The organism is Rhizobium sp. R634, from assembly GCF_002211305.1.
GTDB lineage: Bacteria > Pseudomonadota > Alphaproteobacteria > Rhizobiales > Rhizobiaceae > Rhizobium.
This window is the reverse complement of record NZ_LOKW01000024.1, coordinates 182388-198879: the sequence shown is the minus strand read 5'-3', so window position 1 is coordinate 198879 and position 16492 is coordinate 182388. Positions and strand designations below refer to the sequence as shown.

The following is a 16492-nucleotide window of genomic DNA, read 5'->3' as shown; positions in this document are numbered from 1 at the left end:
TCCGCTAGAAATGGCCGGCATCAGACACAGAGGAGAAGATGATGGAAAGGACCGCGACCCGCATTGACTGGATCGGCAGCAGTTGCCGGCTGCTCAGGGCGACGGCAGCCGAATTCGAGCGTACGCGCCCTTTTAAGGGCCTGTCGATCGGCACCGGCATCCATCTGGAGCCGAAGACCGTGGCGCTGCTGATGACGCTTCGCGCCGGCGGGGCGCGTCTCGTCTGCACCGGCAACCTCAACAGCACCCAGCCTTCGACGGTCGAGTTCCTGCGCGCGCAGGGCATCACCGTTTTTGCCGCCCAGACGACCGATCCTGCTGCGCATCATCAGAGCCTGGAAGCGGTGATCGCCGAAAGGCCGGACCTGCTGCTCGACAATGGCGGCGATCTCTTCGCCATCGCCGCGGAAAAGCCCTATGCCAGCCTCATCGGCGGCACCGAGGAGACGACGTCGGGCCGCACGCGGCTGCTGCCGCTGCGCGAGCGTCTGAACATGCCGATCCTCGTCATCAACGACAGTCCGATCAAGCAGTTCGCCGAAAACAGGCATGCCGTCGGCCAGAGTCTGTTCGAAAGCTATCTGCGCTTCACCAACCGGTCCACCAACGGCAAACGCGTCACGGTTTTCGGCTACGGCGCCTGCGGCAAAGGCACGGCCGCCTGTTTCCGCAATGCCTTTGCGACCGTCAGCGTCGTCGATATCGATCCGGTGACGACGCTCGAAGCCCATCTCGACGGCTTCGTCACGCCGCTGCGCGAGGCGGCGATCCGTTCGGCCGATATTCTCGTCACCGTCACCGGCTTTGCCGACATCGTCACGGCCGCCGACCTGCCGCTCCTCAAGGACGGTGCGATCCTGATGAATGGCGGCCATTTTCCGCGTGAGATCGATGTCGAAGCCTTTCGCCGCCATCCGGATGTCGGCGGCATCGATCGTTACGAGGCCGAGCATATCGAGACTTTCCATCTGACGGACGGCCGGTCTTTTCACGTGCTCGGCGGCGGCCATATGGCCAATCTTGCCGGCCCGCGGCCGCTCGGCAATTCCGCCGAATCGATGGATCTCGGTTTCACGCTTCAGGCGCGCTGCCTGGAGCGCGTCGCCAAGGGCGAAGCCGGTGCCGGGTCCTGCGTCGTGCCGGTGCCGGCCGATATCGATGCGATGGTGGCGAACGCCTATCTCGATCTCTCGCGCTGACCCTGCCGCCTGCGGTCAGCGCTCCCAGTAGGGAACGGGTCCGTAAAGCTCGGTGAGATAATCGATGAACAGCCGCACCTTGGCCGGCAGGAATTGCCGGCTGGGATAGACGGCCGAGAGCGCGACATTGTGAGAGCCTTCATAGGCCGGCAGCACCTGCACCAGGCGCCCGGCCTTGAGCTCTTCGCCGATATCCCAGGTGGAGCGCAGTGCGATGCCGAGGCCGGCGATGACAGTCTCACGGATCACTTCGCTGGAATTGGTGATCAGCATGCCCTCCGGCCGCAGGCTGAGCGGCCCGTCCGGCCCGTTCAGCCGCCAGGTGTCGTTGTTGTGCGCCGGCAGGCAGCGGTGGTGTTTCAGCGCGTCGATGGTTTCAGGCTTGCCATGCGCGGCAATGTAATCCGGCGAGGCGCAGAGCAGCCGGCGCACCGGCGCGAGCCGGCGGGCGACGAGGCTTGAATCGGTGAGTTCAGCGATACGGATCGCCAGATCGAAGCCGCCGCCGACGATGTCGGAGAATTCGTCGGTCAGCACGAGGTTGAGTGCAAGATCCGGATGCGCCTCCATGAAGTCTTTGAGATGCGGCGCGATATGCATGCGCCCGAACGAGGTCGGCGCCGAGATCTTCAGCGTGCCATGCATCTGCGCCGAGCGGCCGGAAATATAGAATTCAGCCTCTTCCAGGCCGGCGAGGATGCCGAGCACGCGGTCGTAGAAGCCTTGCCCAGCTTCCGTCAGTGAAATCTGCCGCGTCGTGCGCTGCAGAAGCCGGGTGCCCAGCCGGTCCTCCAGCCGCTTGATGCGCTTGGAAACGACGGCGGGGGAAAAGCCGAGCGCCCGGCCGGCGAGCGACATGCTTCCTGTGGCCACGACCTTGGCGAAGATTTCGAGATCACCCAGATTGGTCATAAGGTTTTGCGGCTTTTTCCTCTTTTGGCATAAGTGCTTAGCATTTGCGCCGGTTTCGGGAAAGTGCTAAGCCGATCTCACGGCGGCAGGGAGGTTCGCGGCCGGTTCCCGCTGTCATTTTCCCGTCGCCAGGACTAGAACAGGATGATTTTAGGCCGGTTGGCCTGAGATCTGAATCCTGTTCTATTAAAGAGTGAGAGCATGATGTCGTCCGAAAACCCCGCACACTTTTCGGCATCATGCTCTGGGGAGAACTCCATGTCCGACGCCATTTCCTTTCTGCAGCCCCGTGCCGACGTGCTGGCGCGGCGGGCCCAGATCGTTGCCGATCTGACCGATCTCCTGCCGCCGGAATGCCTGGTCCACGAGGCGCGAGAACTGGTGCCGTTCGAGACGGATGCTTTTGTCTCCTATCGGCGCCTGCCGCTCGCCGTCGCGCTGCCGCGCACGACGGCCGAGGTGTCTGCGGTCATGCGTTATTGCCATCGCTACGGGATTCCCGTCGTGCCGCGCGGCGCCGGCACCTCGCTATCCGGCGGCGCCATTCCGCAGGAGGATGCTGTCGTGCTCGGCCTCTCGAAGATGAACAGCATCATCGAGATCGATTTGTCGAACCGCGCCGCCGTGGTTCAAGCCGGCGTCACCAATCTCAATATTTCCGAATCCGTCTCGGCCGATGGCTTCTTCTATGCGCCGGATCCGAGCTCGCAGCTTGCCTGCACCATCGGCGGCAATATCGGCATGAATTCCGGCGGCGCCCACTGTCTGAAATACGGCGTCACCACCAACAATCTACTCGGCGTCAAAATGGTGCTGGTCGACGGCACGGTGATCGAACTCGGCGGCAAGTCGCTGGATGCGGCGGGTTATGACCTGCTCGGCCTCGTCTGCGGTCACGAAGGCCAGCTCGGTATCGTCACCGAGGCGACGGTGCGGCTGATCGCCAAGCCGGAAGGCGCGCGCCCGGTGCTCTTCGGCTTCGAAGCGTCGGAGGAAGCCGGCGCCTGCGTCGCCGATGTCATCGCCGCCGGCATCATTCCCGTGGCGATCGAATTCATGGACAAGCCGGCGATCGAGATCTGCGAGGCCTTCGCCCATGCCGGTTATCCCCTCGATGTCGGCGCGCTCTTGATCGTCGAAGTCGAAGGTTCGGAAGCCGAGATGGACGCCACGCTGAGAGACATCGTCGAGATTGCCCGCCGGCACGGTGTGAAGACCGTGCGCGAATGCCAGTCGGCAACCGAAGCGGCACTGATCTGGAAGGGCCGCAAATCCGCCTTCGGCGCCACCGGCCGCATCGCCGACTATATCTGCATGGACGGCACCGTGCCGCTCAGCCAGCTTTCCCATGTGCTGAAGAGGACAGCGGAGATCGTCGATCATTACGGCCTGCGCGTCGCCAATGTCTTCCATGCCGGCGACGGCAACATGCATCCGCTGATCCTCTTCAATGCCAATGATCCCGAGGATGCCGCCAGGGCGGAAGCGGCCGGCAACGATATCCTGAAGCTCTGCGTCGATGCCGGCGGCTGCCTGACCGGCGAACATGGCGTCGGCATCGAGAAGCGCGACCTGATGCGGCATCAATATTCCGAGGTCGACCTCGCGCAGCAGATGGCGGTGCGCGCCGCCTTCGATCCCGGCTGGATCCTCAACCCCTCGAAGGTCTTCCCGCTTGAAGGACGCCCTGCCGCATGATCGATCTGATGCCGACGAGCGAGGAACAGGCGGCGGCGATCGTCCTCGCCCATGCGGAGATGAACCGGCCGCTCGCGATCTGCGGCGGTGATACGCGCTCGGGTTTCGGCAATGCCGTTGCCGCCGAAGACCGGCTGCGATCGACCAGGCTTTCCGGCATCCTCGCCTATAATCCCGGTGAGATGGTCATGACGGCCCGTTCGGGCACGCCGCTCGCCGAGGTCGAGGCGGCGCTCGCCGAAGCAGGCCAGATGCTCGCCTTCGAGCCGATGGATCATCGCCTCGTCATGGGCAGGTCGGGCGAGCCGACGATCGGCGGCGTCTTCGCCGCCAATGTCTCCGGCCCGCGCCGCCTCGTTGCGGGCGCTGCCCGCGACAGCCTGCTCGGGGTGCGCTTCGTCAACGGCAGGGGCGAGGTCATCAAGGCCGGCGGCCGGGTGATGAAGAATGTCACCGGCCTCGATCTCGTCAAGCTGATCGCCGGTTCGCACGGCACGCTGGGTTTTCTGACCGAAGTCACCTTCCGCGTGCCGCCGCGCCCGAAGACGGAACGGACGGTGGTTCTCTCCGGCCTCAACGATGCCGAGGCGGCAAAGGCCATGGCGGCGGCGATGGCGCTGCCGGTCGAAGTCTCGGGCGCGGCCCATCTGCCTTTGACGGTGACGTGGAAATTCCTCGCCGGCAAGCTTCCGGAAGGCGAGGCGACGGTTCTGCGCATCGAGGGTTTGGCCGGCTCCGTCGACGTGCGCGTCGAAAAGCTTGCGGCGGCAATGTCTGCCTTCGCCGCGGTCACGCGGCTGGACGAGAGCGAAAGCCAGAGGCTCTGGCAGGAAATCCGCGACGTGCTGCCCTATGCCGACGGCACGGCGCGGCCGGTCTGGCGCGTCTCGGTCGCCCCCGGAACCGGCCATCAGCTGGTCGCGGCGCTCCGCCTCGAAGCCGGCGTCGATGCCTATTATGATTGGCAGGGCGGCCTCGTCTGGATGCGCATGGAGGCGGATCCCGAAGCCGAACTGGTGCGTCGCTACATCAAGGCGCTCGGCGGTGGGCATGCCACCCTCATCCGCGCATCCGCCGCGGCGAGGGCGACAACCGCCGCCTTTCATCCGGAGCCCGAGGCGGTGACAATGCTGTCGCGGCGGGTGAAGGAGAAGTTCGATCCGGCCGGGATATTCAATCCGGGGAAGATGGGGTGAGAGGATGAGTTTGCGTCTGGGTTACCCCCCTCTGTCCTGCCGGACATCTCCCCCACAAGGGGGGAGATCGGCAAGAGGTTGGACCATTGCTCGCTCGCTGTTCTATCGGAGTTGCAGTAGCCCAGTTGTTTGGGGAAGCCATCACTCCGATCCGATCTCCCCCCTTGTGGGGGAGATGTCCGGCAGGACAGAGGGGGGTGCCATGGGCACTACGCCCGAGGTCTTCCCAAAGTGGAGGCCCCGCTAGATGCAGACGAACTTCACCCCCGCCCAACTCGCCGACCCCCATGTCGCCGAATCCGAGAAGATCCTGCGCAAATGCGTGCATTGCGGTTTCTGCACCGCGACCTGTCCCACCTATGTGACGCTCGGCAACGAGCTCGACAGCCCGCGCGGCCGCATCTACTTGATCAAGGATATGCTGGAAAACGGCCGCCCGGCCGACGCCGAGGTCGTCACCCATATCGACCGCTGTCTTTCCTGCCTTGCCTGCGTCACCACATGCCCATCGGGCGTCGATTATATGCACTTGGTCGATCATGCCCGCGCCCATATCGAGAAGACCTATAAGCGGCCGTTGATGAACCGGCTGACGCGCGCCATCCTTGCCGCCGTGCTGCCCTATCCCGGCCGGTTCCGCCTGGCGCTTAATCTCGCCCGCCTCGGCCGGCCCTTTGCCGGGCTGATGCGACGTGGCGCGCTGAAGCCCTTTGCCGCCATGCTGGCGCTTGCGCCGCGCCGCATTCCCGCTGCTTCGGCCTTCGCAAAACCCGGCACGCACGGGACTGAGACGGAAAAGCGCGGCCGCGTGGCGATCCTGACCGGCTGCGCCCAACCGGTGCTCGATCCCGCCATCAACGAGGCTGCGATCCGGCTGCTGACGCGGCTGGGCGTCGAGGTGGTGGTGCCGGAGGGTGAGGTCTGCTGCGGTTCGCTCGTCCATCACATGGGCCGGGCCGAACAGGCGCTCGAAAGCGCCCGGGCCAATATCGATATCTGGACGCGTGAGATCGAAGGGCAGGGGCTCGATGCGATCATTATAACCGCCTCCGGCTGCGGCACGACGATCAAGGATTACGGCCACATGCTGCGCCTCGATCCCGCCTATGCCGCAAAGGCCGCCAGGGTTTCGGGACTGGCCAAGGACATCACCGAATATCTCGCCACCCTCGACTTGCCCGCGCATATGCCGAAAGGCCTGACGGTCGCCTATCATTCCGCCTGCTCCATGCAGCACGGCCAGCGCATCACCCTTCAGCCGAAGCAATTGCTGAAAGCGGCGGGTTTTACGGTGCGCGATCCCGCCGAAGGCCATCTCTGCTGTGGTTCCGCCGGCACCTACAACATCACGCAGCCGGAAATCTCGGCGGCGCTGAAGGCGCGCAAGGTTAAGAACATCGAGGCGACCAAGGCCGATATCATCGCCACCGGCAATATCGGCTGCATCACCCAGATCGCCACCGGCACCGGCATTCCGATCCTGCATACCGTGGAATTGCTCGATTGGGCCTATGGCGGCGCTGTGCCTGAAAAATTAACGGGTTTGCCCTTAGCTTGATGCCTGCGACGGCCCGCCTGGCCGTTTTCGGGAGGTTAGGCGATGTGGCGCGGAATGATTGTTCTTGCGGGTTTGCTCGTGCAGGCGGGCATCGCCCACGCCGACAGCCGCTTTTTCTGTTCGGCCGATGACAAGCAAGCACGCTTCACGCTCGAAAGCGGTTTCGAAAGCGAAGCCGGCCATCGGCTCAACCATTTTCGCGGGGCGCTTGTTATCAAGGATGCCGCCCAGGCGACCGTCTTCGGAAAGCGTGTCTTCGAATCGCAGCATCTGACCAATCACTGGTCGCGTGACGGCGATCTGCTCCTGGAGGTTTTCGACGGGGGTAATGACGATACCGGCGGAGCGACGCTGGATCTGGTCGTGGTCGCCGGCGAGCGCGGCAAGGCCGCGGCCAATTTCAGCGGCACCTATTCCCTGACGATCGCAGGCGGCAGCGAGCCCTACGCCGCCGAGGGCAAGGTCAGCTGCGGCACGAAATAGAGCAATTTCAGGAAAACTGCGAAGCGGTTTTCCATCTCTCCAAAAAGGCTAGAGCGGTCCTGCCTAACGAAGCTGAACCGCTCTAACACCGCAGCCGAAATTCAATATTACCAGTGGAACGACACGCCGACGTTGACGGCATTCGTGAAGATATTGGTCTTCAGACGGTCGCCGCTGTCGATCGGAACGTCGACGCGCGAATAGGTGCCCTTGTATTCGACGAAGGTCGACCAGCGCTCGGTCACCTTGAAGTCGACGCCGGCCTGCGCCTGTAGCGTCACGCCGCCGAATTCATAAGCCCACGTCTTGCCTTCGGGACGAATGACTTCGACATGCGGAATGTTCACGCCGATACCGGCGCCAAGATAGGGCGTCCAGCGGCGGGCGGGATCCTGGAAGCGGTAGAGACCGTTCACGGTGAGAAGGTTCAGGCCGTCGGTGAATTCGAAATGCGACCAGCCAGCCTTGGCGAGCGTGTCGTCGTCGGCATAGACCTTGTCATGGGTGTAATCGAGCGAGATACCCCAGTTCGGCTTGTTGAAATCCTCGAGCCACCAGGTGACGCGAGCGCCGTAATAGGGCGGGCTGCCGAAGGACTTGCCTTCCCATCCGGCAGTAAAGCTCGTGCCGTCGGAGACATCGACGCCACTGTGCGGTGCGGTCTGATAGCCGCCGTAAATGGAAAATTCCAGGTCTTCCGCCGAGGCGGAGGCTGCAGAACAGATGGTGAAAAGCGCGATGCCCGCAAGCAGGGAGGCGGAGGAACGCAGCGCATATGTCATTGATTAGCCCCGATATTGCAAATATGTCGACTCTTAGGCAGCAGTGCCAGCTTTCCGCCGCAAAGTCTAAGGAAAAGAAAAGGCGCGTCAAAATGCGCCTTTCGTTTTTTCACAAGTGTTGCTCAGCCGCCGAACATCGTGCGCAGCACGTCGATGCCCCTGTCCTCGAACGCCACCTTGCCCTGCCGGTTGCCGGGGCCGATGACGATCACTTTCGTGCCGACGGGGGCGCGATCGTAAAGATGCATCACGTCGGCATTCATCATGCGGATGCAGCCGGAAGACATGTTGAGGCCGATCGTCCAGGGCTGGTTGGTGCCGTGGATGCGGAAGATGGTGTCGCGGCCGCCCTGATAGAGATACATGGCGCGGGCGCCGAGCGGATTATCCTCGCCGCCTTCCTGGAAAGCGGGAATGATGTGGCCCTTGGCGGCTTCGCGGCGGCGCATTTCGGCCGGCGGCGTCCAGCTCGGCCATTCGGCCTTGCGGCCGATCTTGACGATGCCGGACCAGCCGAAGCCTTCACGGCCGACGCCGATACCGTAGCGGGTGGCGCGGTTGCCGCCTTCGACCAGATAGAGATATTTGTTGTTGGTATCGATGATGACCGTACCGACCGGTTCCGTCGTTACCAGGCGCACTTTCTTGCGCTTGAACTGCGGCTTCACATATTTCGGCATCTGCGCCACGCGCACGATCTGCGTCGGACGCCGTGCGTTATCGGAGCCGGCAGGCGCGGCAAAGGCAGATGTAGACATCAAGGACAGAACAAGTCCGGCCGCAGCCAGACCTGACATCAATTTGATCATGATCGATTCCCCTCAAGCAAATCCGCCTGAAGCTACATGAACTTCTGTCCGATTCAAGATCGGTCCGGCCGGGGAAAGCAAATTCGGGAGGGCTGGCCGCCTGTTCTTGCGGCTTGCCAGAGCATTTCCGTTTTTCGGGAAAACACGGAAACGCTCTATCATTTTGTTTTTACAAGAAAAATACTGCACGCTTTTGCTGGAAACGCTCCAGCTATTATGTGTGCCATTACATGACGATGACGCGGGTCCCGACGTTGACGCGGTCGTAGAGATCGACGACGTCCTCGTTGCGCAGGCGGATGCAGCCGGAAGAAACGGCGCTGCCGATCGACCAGGGCGCGTTGGTGCCATGGATGCGGTAGAGCGTCGAGCCGAGATACATGGCGCGGGCGCCGAGCGGGTTTTCCGGGCCGCCGTCCATGCGCGCCGGCAGGTAGTGGCCCTTGGCGGCTTCGCGGCTGATCATCTCGGAAGGCGGCGTCCAGTCCGGCCATTCCGTCTTGCGGGTGATCTTGTGGACGCCTGCCCATTCGAAGCCGGGCTTGCCGACGCCTACACCGTAGCGCCGGGCCTTGCCGCCTTCCATGACGAGATAGAGAAAGCGGTTGTTGGTATCGATGACGATCGTGCCGGGGTTTTCCTTGGTGTCGTAATCGACCATCTGCGGCAGGAATTGCGGCTCGATCGGGTTGCGGATCGCCGGTATGCCGGGTCTGATCGCCGATACGGTCTGGGGTGCTGCCTGCGGCGCCTGGCGCAGGACGCGGCGCTGGAAGAGGCCGCGCTGCTGGCGCTGGATGACCGGCCGCTGGTAGACGACGGGACGAACCCTGCCGCCAAGCTGATTGATCCACGGCGCGGTCAAATCGGGGCTCAGGACGACAGGCGGGCGGGTGGCGTAGCGGTCGTCTGCAATGGCGGCCGTGGAGAAGATGCCGCAGAGGGATGCGGCAAGGACAAGGTGTTTCATCATCGGACGAACTCTCTACAAATGACCGAAAATGCGCTGGCGGCATATGTCCGCCCGCTGAGACGCTGCCACCTTTCCGCCAGCGAATGGTAAAGATCGATTCATGAAAGGCCGCCCGGCCGGATAAACTTTTCGTCAGGGTTACCGATCGGTTTGGAAAGACGGTTTTCAAATGGTAAAGCCGGAATCAGGCCGGAAAACCAAGCCGGCCACGGAGATCGAAGCGGACATGAGCACGACTGGCATCATCATCGGCGAGGACGGCAGGAGCCGCTGTCACTGGCACGCCAACCTGCCGGATTATCTCAAATACCACGATGAGGAATGGGGCCGCCCCGTCACCGACGATATCCGCCTGTTCGAGAAGATATGCCTCGAAGGCTTCCAGTCCGGCCTTTCCTGGCTGACCATCCTGCGCAAGCGGGAGAACTTCCGCGCTGCCTTCGCCGGCTTCGATTTCGAGAAGGTCGCGCGCTTCGGCGAGGAGGATGTGGCTCGCTGCCTTGCCGATGCCGGCATCATCCGCCATCGCGGCAAGATCGTCTCCACCATCAATAATGCCAGGCGCGCCATCGAACTTCGGGACGAATTCGGTTCGCTCGCCCATTATTTTTGGCGCTACGAGCCCGGCCACAACGAGCGTCCGGCGGTGGTCGATCGTGATCATATCGCAGCCAATCCGACGACGCCGACGTCAGCGGTTATTTCGAAGGATCTGAAGAAACGCGGCTGGACCTTTGTCGGTCCGACCACAGTTTATGCCTTCATGCAGGCGATGGGTCTCGTCAACGATCATCTGGAGGGCTGCTATTGCCGGCCCGAGGTGGAGGCGATGCGCAGCGCCCTGGTGCGCCTGTGAAAGATGCATTCATGAGAACGATGATCGCCGCCGCTGCCTTGTTTTTCCTGACCGCGCCCGCCATGGCGCAGGCGCCGCAGCTCGAGCCCGGCGAGAAGCTGGAAAAACTGCAGTTTCCAGCCGTCGCCATGCAGCTGAAGGGCTGGACGAAATTCGGCAACAGCCACGTCTATACGCTGCCGGTGCGCGCCGGCCAGCACGTGAAGGTCAGCTTTGCCACCAAGAGCAAGTTCGCCTTCCTGGCGATATTCGACCTGTCGAAACCCGATGACGAGGCCTTCTTCGGCACCGACGAGGACGGCTCGAGTTTCGAGACGACGATCAAGGAAAACACCAATTGGCTGTTGCGGCCCTATTATTCCAAGGTCTCGCCGCGCCGCGGCCTCGGCGCTCCCTTCAGCATCCTGATCGAGCCCTTGGCTGCTGCCCCGCAGCCGAAAACGCAGCCCGAACCGGAGCAACCATCGCTCTTTCCGAAGGCGCCCGCCAAGCCGCAATGAGGTTTGCTTGAATCCGGTCACGAAAGCCGGTCGATCAGCTCGCGCAATTCGCCGAGATGACCGATCTTGCGGAAGCGCGGCGCTTCCGTCGGCTCGTCGACATGCTCCAGCACCCAGGTCAGTTCGTGCGGCACGAATACGCCGTAGCTGCCGGCCGCGATTGCCGGCACGATATCCGATTTCAGCGAATTGCCGACCATCATCGCCCGCTCCGGCCCGTCGCCCACCTTGGCGAAGATGCGGCGGTAGGTGACGGCCGTCTTGTCGGAGACGATCTCGACGGCATCGAAGAAATCGCCGAGCCCGGATTGGGCAAGCTTGCGCTCCTGATCGAAGAGATCGCCCTTGGTGATCATGACAAGCAGATATTTGCCGGCAAGCGCCTCCAGCGTGTCGCGCACATGCGGCATGGTCTCGACCGGGTGGTTGAGAAGATCGCGGCCGGTATCGAGGATCTTGGCAATGACGCTCGCGGGGACCTTGCCCTCGGTGATCTCGATCGCCGTTTCGACCATCGACAGGGTAAAGCCTTTGATGCCGAAGCCGTAGTGACGAAGGTTGCGTTTTTCGGCTTCCAGCAGCCGCTCGGAAATCTTCGGTCCTTCGGCGAAATCGGCAAGAAGGCTGGTAAAATGGGCTTCCGTCAGTCGGTAATATTGTTCGTTCTGCCAAAGCGTATCGTCGGCATCGAAGCCGATGGTGGTCAGTGGACGCGTCGCCATATGCACACCTCTTGAAATAGGGCCGGCAATCTATCGGCCGCCTGTGTCGAGACGAGGGCGGTTGCCTCCAGTGCGGGACGCGCGTTGAAAAGCGCGGCCGCCGCACTACATCGAGTTTGCCTCACCCAGCAGCCAGCTACGGCTGTGCCTGTCATGCGCAGGCCAATAATTAAAAAAATGAAGTTCTTGAGTTCGCAAGCCCCCTTGCGGCAGACACAAAGGAATTTTTCGACCATGCGTTACAATCAACTCGGAAATACGGGACTTTTCGTCTCGGAAATCTGCCTCGGCACCATGACTTTCGGCGAAGCCAAGCAGGGCAGCGCCTGGGGCGCCATCGCCGATGTCGACCAGAATGCCGCCGACCGGATCGTCGAGCGTTCGCTTGCATCGGGCGTCAATTTCATCGACACGGCCGACGTCTATTCTTTCGGCGAGTCCGAAAGGCTGCTCGGCCAGGCGTTGAAGAACCTTGACGTACCGCGTAAGGACGTCGTCATCGCCACCAAGGTCTACGGCGTGATGGGCGACAAGCCCAACGACCGCGGCGCCTCGCGCGGCCACATCATGGATTCCGTCGAGGCGAGCCTGAAGCGTCTGCAGACGGATCATATCGACCTCTATCAGATCCATGCGACCGATACGGTCACGCCGATCGAAGAGACGCTGCGCGCCTTCGACGATCTCGTTTCCCGTGGTCTCGTGCGCTATATCGGCGTTTCCAACTGGCAGGCCTGGCGCATTTCCAAGGCGCTCGGCCTGTCCGAACGCCGCGGCTTTGCCCGTTTCGAAAGCGTTCAGGCCTATTATTCCATCGCCGGCCGCGATCTCGAACGCGACATCGCGCCGATGATGCAGGAGGAGAAGCTTGGCCTGATGGTCTGGTCGCCGCTCGCCGGCGGTCTGCTTTCCGGCAAATATGGTCCCGGCGCGCCCGGCAATGGCGAAGGCCGCCGCGCCAATTTCGATTTCCCGCCGGTCGACAAGGACAAGGCCTGGGCCTGCGTCGCGGTCATGCGCGAGGTTGCCGAAAAGCACGGCGTCGGCGTCGCGACAGTCGCGCTCGCCTATATCCTCGCCAAGCCTTTCGTCACCTCGGTCATCATCGGCGCCAAGCGTGTCGACCAGCTCGACCAGAATCTGGCCGCCGTCAAGCTGAAGCTCGATGAGGACGATCTGAAGAGACTCGACGAGGTGAGCGCGCTTGCGCCCGAATATCCAGGCTGGATGCTGACGCGGCAGGGCGCCGGTCGCCGGCCGGCGGACTTCGAGCCGAAGGACTGAACGGCATTGCCGTGAGGGAACGCCGGAGATTTCCGGCGTTCTTCTTTTGCCGGCGGCCGATTACTTGCCGCGGGCCTTGAGCCAGGCGTTCATCTCGGCGATCTCCGCTTCCTGCGCCTTGATCACAGCTTCCGCAAGCTTGCGGATTTCCGGATCCTTGCCGTATTGAAGCTCGACCTTGGCCATATCGATCGCGCCCTGATGGTGAGGGATCATGCCGCGAACGAAGTCCACGTCGGCATCGCCGCTATACTCGATCATCATATCCTTGTGCATCTTGTCGTTCGCCTCGCTGAAAGCGTGGCTGGAAGCACTGTGGCTGCCCATCGGCTTGCTCATATCCATGGTCTTGTCTTCGGCAAGGGCCGGGGCGGCGACGATGGCGAGCATTGCGGTAAGCGTGATGATTTTCAAAGACATGAGAGTTCCTTCCTCTGTCTGACAATAGATACGTCGGCGGTCGAAGCCGCCTGATCTGCGTGTAAAATCGGTTGTCAGCCCAGTCGGGGAGGGGGCGCCTGCGGAGCGGGTCTATTGTCGTCAAGGGCGCGGACGAGCGGCGGCGGGGGATAGCCGAAGGCGGATTTTCCGTCGGCCATAACAATCACCGTCGGGGGCAGCAGAAGGCAGGCGGCGCAAAGCGGCATATGCGCGGCGTCTCCGCTCGCACAGGGATCTTTTGCGGCAGTGGTTTTTCCCGCTCCTTCGTGCATATCCATGCCGGCCATTTCATGATGCATGCTGCCGCTTTCGACCGCGGCCGGCGCATTCATCGACGCACACGTCGGACAGCCTGCCCATGCGGACATGGCGCTATAGACCAGCCAGCCGAGAAACATCGCGATGAGAGCGAGCGTGCGCATGACGTCCATATAGGCGAATGCCGGCCGCAAGCCAAGGACGGCCGGCAGTCACATCTTGGTCACCAGGCGGCGATGACCTTGTGTTCGATCCGGTAATCCCGGCTCTCCTCGCCGAGCGGTGCGACCGGCCATGTCCAGGCCGCCTTTGCCGGCGGCGGCAGAACGCCGTCCAGCAGGTCGGCCTCCTCATGGATTTTGCTATTGCGGTCGATGACGGCATAGGCGATGTCGGTCACCAGGCAATGGCGGCAGGTAAGCCCGGAAATCCCGGCCAGATGCGCAGCGATCAACCGCTCTACAGTGTCGGCCGGCATCCCGCCGGTCGCGGTCTCGTAGCGCCGTTTCACGCCGCGGCCGATCTGCGACAGGAGATTGGCCGAAACCACGAGATCGAGATAGGGCACCGAACGCAGGAAGCCGAGCGGTTCGGGCTCTTTGCCGGCCGCAAGCTCGTCGTAGCCGGAAAGATCGCGCTCGATCAGCCGGACATTGCGGTAGCCCTTGGCCGACAGCCACAGGCGCACCGAGGCGAGGTGAACGAGATCGACCAGAACGACGGTGTCGAAGTCCCTCGCCAGTTCCTCGATCGGCACGTCGCGCAAGAGGCCGGAGCCGAGCACCACGGCCGTCCGCTTCTGCCTGAGACCGGCCGTCGCCGCACGGATCGCATTCCGGCTCATCTCCTCGTGTTCGGCCCAATCGAGGGCGCAGCGCCCGGCGCGCGACCAGAGATTGACCGAGTAACGGATGAACTTTCGATGCGCCTTGCCGGTGAGCGGCCATGTCGCGGCATAGAGAAGCGCTTCAGCGATCATGATGCATATCCCGACTTCTGATCAATGCCTTTCCGTTCAATCGATTCTCGTAGCGACATCAAGACCCTTCGCCCTTGCCGCTCCCCGTCCGATCGGTTAGGAAACCGCCACTATCACAGTCAGCGGAATTCCCGGAAATGAACGACAAGCAGAAGAAACCGCAAAAGCTCAAGGCCCGCCTGCCGCGCGGCTTCGTCGATCGTGCGGCCGGCGATATCCGCGCCGTCAATGAGATGACGGCAAAGATCCGGGAAGTCTATGAGCATTACGGCTTCGATCCTGTGGAAACACCGCTGTTCGAATATACCGATGCGCTCGGCAAGTTCCTGCCCGACAGCGACCGGCCGAACGAGGGCGTCTTCTCGCTGCAGGACGACGACGAGCAATGGATGTCGCTGCGCTACGACTTGACGGCGCCGCTCGCCCGTCATGTCGCCGAGAATTTCAACGAGATCCAGCTTCCCTACCGCACCTATCGCGCCGGCTACGTCTTCCGTAACGAGAAGCCAGGCCCCGGCCGCTTCCGCCAGTTCATGCAGTTCGATGCCGATACGGTCGGCGCGCCGGGTGTCCAGGCCGATGCCGAAATGTGCATGATGATGGCCGATACGCTTGAAGCGCTCGGCATCAAGCGCGGCGACTATGTCATCCGCGTCAACAACCGCAAGGTCCTGGACGGCGTGCTGGAGGCGATCGGCCTCGGCGGCGACGACAAGGCCGGCCAGCGGCTGAACGTGCTGCGCGCCATCGACAAGCTCGACAAGTTCGGTCCGGAAGGCGTTCGCTTGCTGTTAGGCGAAGGCCGTAAGGATGAATCCGGTGACTTCACTAAAGGGGCAGGACTTGACCCCGTAGCTGTGGAATTCCTAATCGCGGTAGTGCTACGGCAGCCTTACTTGGAAGGTGGAAAGTCCTCGAGAGCAGACGAGATTAATCAGGCGCTGAAAGAAAATAGCGTCTACAATCAGGGCTTCTCCGAACTCGATACAATCCATCATCTGGTAACGGCTGCAGGTTATCAGTCCGACCGCATCAAGATCGATCCCTCTGTCGTCCGTGGCCTCGAATATTACACCGGGCCCGTTTACGAGGCCGAGCTTCTCTTCGACGTCACCAATGAGAAGGGCGAGAAGGTCGTCTTCGGTTCGGTCGGCGGCGGCGGCCGTTACGACGGCCTCGTCTCCCGCTTCATGGGCCAGCCGGTCCCCGCGACCGGCTTTTCGATCGGCGTTTCCAGGCTGATGACGGCGCTGAAGAACCTCGGCAAGCTCGGCGCGAGCGAAGTGATCGAGCCGGTGCTGGTGACCGTCATGGACGGTGATGTCGAGGCGATGGGCCGTTATCAGAAGATGACGCAGCAGCTGCGCGCCGCCGGCATCCGTGCCGAGATGTTCCAGGGCAACTGGAAGAAGTTCGGCAACCAGCTGAAATATGCCGACCGCCGCGGCTGCCCCGTCGCCATCATCCAGGGCGGCGACGAGCGCGCAACCGGTGTCGTGCAGATCAAGGATCTGATCGAGGGCAAGCGGCTCTCCGGCGAAATCGAGGACAATGCCAGCTGGCGCGAAGCCCGCGTGGCGCAGGAGACGGTGTCGGAATCCGACCTCGTCGCCAAAGTGAAAGAGATCCTTGCCGCACAGGCGGAGGATTGCAAGAGGGCTGGCGGCGATGTCTGAGGCATACCCCCCTCTGCCCTGCCGGGCATCTCCCCCACAAGGGGGGAGATCGGCTAGGAGAGGCCTCTTGCTCCTACCAGACGCCTTAGATGGCCGAAACCATTTGGCGCACGCTCAATATTTCGGCAGGCCCGCGCGTCTTGCCGATCTCCCCCCCTGTGGGGGA

General features: G+C 62.5%; 17 protein-coding genes. 9 read left to right on the top strand and 8 right to left on the bottom strand.

Annotation, left to right across the window (positions count from 1 at the left end):
* Window positions 1-41 precede the first annotated feature (41 nt).
* Window positions 42-1199 carry an adenosylhomocysteinase gene (locus ATY77_RS21485; RefSeq protein WP_088688749.1) on the top strand — a complete coding sequence of 386 codons (1158 nt, stop codon included), beginning with the start codon at window positions 42-44 and terminating at the stop codon, window positions 1197-1199.
* A 15-nt stretch (window positions 1200-1214) separates the two neighbouring features.
* Here the strand turns inward: ATY77_RS21485 and ATY77_RS21480 are convergent, their stop codons facing one another.
* The gene (locus ATY77_RS21480; RefSeq protein ID WP_088688748.1) at window positions 1215-2111 is read right to left on the bottom strand and encodes a LysR family transcriptional regulator; all 897 of its coding nucleotides are present in this window, start codon (window positions 2109-2111) and stop codon (window positions 1215-1217) included.
* Between the two features lie 258 nt (window positions 2112-2369).
* Between ATY77_RS21480 and ATY77_RS21475 the strand changes: the two genes are divergently transcribed.
* The 4 genes from ATY77_RS21475 (at window position 2370) to ATY77_RS21460 (ending at window position 7046) form a co-directional block, all read left to right on the top strand.
* Window positions 2370-3809 (top strand): FAD-linked oxidase C-terminal domain-containing protein, encoded by a 1440-nt coding sequence (locus tag ATY77_RS21475; protein WP_088688747.1) that lies wholly within the window; start codon window positions 2370-2372, stop codon window positions 3807-3809.
* Complete coding sequence (glcE, locus tag ATY77_RS21470) at window positions 3806-5005, top strand: glycolate oxidase subunit GlcE (RefSeq protein WP_088688746.1); 1200 nt, start codon at window positions 3806-3808, stop codon at window positions 5003-5005. Before ATY77_RS21475 ends, glcE begins: the two co-directional genes overlap by 4 nt.
* Before the next feature lie 247 nt (window positions 5006-5252).
* The gene (gene glcF / locus ATY77_RS21465) at window positions 5253-6563 is read left to right on the top strand and encodes a glycolate oxidase subunit GlcF (protein WP_088688745.1); all 1311 of its coding nucleotides are present in this window, start codon (window positions 5253-5255) and stop codon (window positions 6561-6563) included.
* A 42-nt stretch (window positions 6564-6605) separates the two neighbouring features.
* Complete coding sequence (locus tag ATY77_RS21460) at window positions 6606-7046, top strand: hypothetical protein (protein ID WP_088688744.1); 441 nt, start codon at window positions 6606-6608, stop codon at window positions 7044-7046.
* Window positions 7047-7153: 107 nt separating this feature from the next.
* On the opposite strand, the gene ATY77_RS21455 is transcribed toward ATY77_RS21460, so the two are convergent.
* The 3 genes from ATY77_RS21455 to ATY77_RS21445 all read right to left on the bottom strand — a co-directional run bounded on the left by ATY77_RS21455 (window position 7154) and on the right by ATY77_RS21445 (window position 9610).
* Window positions 7154-7828, bottom strand: coding sequence for an outer membrane beta-barrel protein (locus tag ATY77_RS21455; RefSeq protein WP_088688743.1), 675 nt, complete (start codon window positions 7826-7828; stop codon window positions 7154-7156).
* A gap of 122 nt (window positions 7829-7950) precedes the next feature.
* The gene (locus tag ATY77_RS21450; RefSeq protein ID WP_088688742.1) at window positions 7951-8637 is read right to left on the bottom strand and encodes a L,D-transpeptidase; all 687 of its coding nucleotides are present in this window, start codon (window positions 8635-8637) and stop codon (window positions 7951-7953) included.
* Window positions 8638-8863: 226 nt separating this feature from the next.
* Window positions 8864-9610 carry a L,D-transpeptidase gene (locus ATY77_RS21445; protein WP_088688741.1) on the bottom strand — a complete coding sequence of 249 codons (747 nt, stop codon included), beginning with the start codon at window positions 9608-9610 and terminating at the stop codon, window positions 8864-8866.
* Between the two features lie 226 nt (window positions 9611-9836).
* On the opposite strand from ATY77_RS21445, the gene ATY77_RS21440 reads away from it, so the two are divergent.
* A complete protein-coding gene (locus tag ATY77_RS21440) occupies window positions 9837-10466 on the top strand; it encodes a DNA-3-methyladenine glycosylase I (protein ID WP_088688981.1) in 630 nt (209 codons plus the stop codon).
* Window positions 10463-10966 (top strand): hypothetical protein, encoded by a 504-nt coding sequence (locus tag ATY77_RS21435; protein ID WP_088688740.1) that lies wholly within the window; start codon window positions 10463-10465, stop codon window positions 10964-10966. The genes ATY77_RS21440 and ATY77_RS21435 overlap by 4 nt, the downstream gene beginning before the upstream one ends.
* 17 nt (window positions 10967-10983) lie before the next feature.
* Here ATY77_RS21435 and ATY77_RS21430 read toward each other — a convergent pair whose 3' ends face one another.
* Entirely contained in the window at window positions 10984-11688 is a 705-nt protein-coding gene (locus ATY77_RS21430; RefSeq protein ID WP_088678562.1) for an HAD family hydrolase, read from the bottom strand.
* A 234-nt stretch (window positions 11689-11922) separates the two neighbouring features.
* On the opposite strand from ATY77_RS21430, the gene ATY77_RS21425 reads away from it, so the two are divergent.
* Entirely contained in the window at window positions 11923-12972 is a 1050-nt protein-coding gene (locus ATY77_RS21425) for an aldo/keto reductase (RefSeq protein ID WP_088688739.1), read from the top strand.
* A 60-nt stretch (window positions 12973-13032) separates the two neighbouring features.
* Here ATY77_RS21425 and ATY77_RS21420 read toward each other — a convergent pair whose 3' ends face one another.
* The 3 genes from ATY77_RS21420 to ATY77_RS21410 all read right to left on the bottom strand — a co-directional run bounded on the left by ATY77_RS21420 (window position 13033) and on the right by ATY77_RS21410 (window position 14650).
* A complete protein-coding gene (locus ATY77_RS21420) occupies window positions 13033-13392 on the bottom strand; it encodes a DUF305 domain-containing protein (RefSeq protein ID WP_088688738.1) in 360 nt (119 codons plus the stop codon).
* A gap of 74 nt (window positions 13393-13466) precedes the next feature.
* Window positions 13467-13835: a hypothetical protein gene (locus tag ATY77_RS21415; protein WP_088688980.1), complete on the bottom strand. Its 369-nt coding sequence runs from the start codon at window positions 13833-13835 to the stop codon at window positions 13467-13469.
* A 59-nt stretch (window positions 13836-13894) separates the two neighbouring features.
* On the bottom strand, window positions 13895-14650 hold the full coding sequence (locus ATY77_RS21410) for a hypothetical protein (protein ID WP_088688737.1): 756 nt from the start codon (window positions 14648-14650) through the stop codon (window positions 13895-13897).
* A 137-nt stretch (window positions 14651-14787) separates the two neighbouring features.
* Here ATY77_RS21410 and hisS point away from each other — a divergent pair, with 137 nt between their 5' ends.
* Window positions 14788-16326, top strand: a complete 1539-nt coding sequence (gene hisS, locus ATY77_RS21405; protein ID WP_088688736.1) for a histidine--tRNA ligase — start codon at window positions 14788-14790, stop codon at window positions 16324-16326.
* Window positions 16327-16492: the final 166 nt, after the last annotated feature.